Source organism: Ensifer sp. ENS07, from assembly GCF_014852185.1.
In the GTDB taxonomy this organism is placed as follows: Bacteria; Pseudomonadota; Alphaproteobacteria; order Rhizobiales; family Rhizobiaceae; genus Ensifer; species Ensifer adhaerens.
The window spans coordinates 1-355 of the sequence record NZ_JACVBE010000073.1; the positions used below are offsets into that span (position 1 = coordinate 1).

Below are 355 nucleotides of genomic sequence, written 5' to 3' on the forward strand. Positions count from 1 at the left end.
GTTTTCATCTGGTTCAAAATCTCAGAGAGGCAATCAAGGAACAGATGAGCGTTTATGGTCACGCCCATGTTAGACCCATTCTCTCCGAAGATGCTATCGCCAGCGCCAGGTCACAACAGCGCCGTGCGAAGCGAGCAAGGTACGGTCGCGCCGGCCAACAACTGATGAGGGCGAGAATGCTGCCGCTGAATCGTAAGCATCCGGTGAAGGCCGCAGGTCATGCGGCCTTCACCGGCTTGCAATTACCCACATCTGAGCGTCGCTGCTATTTCGGTTCCGAGGCGAATGTCGGTCAGTCGGCTGAGGCCGCGCCAGACGACCGTATTTCCCGGTGGCGGATCTGATGTTCTTGCAA

General features: G+C 56.9%; 1 pseudogene. It reads left to right on the forward strand.

Annotated elements, in window-relative coordinates:
- Nucleotides 1-344 (forward strand): annotated as a pseudogene (locus IB277_RS37945) (hypothetical protein); the annotation flags it as partial.
- Nucleotides 345-355 lie beyond the last annotated feature (11 nt).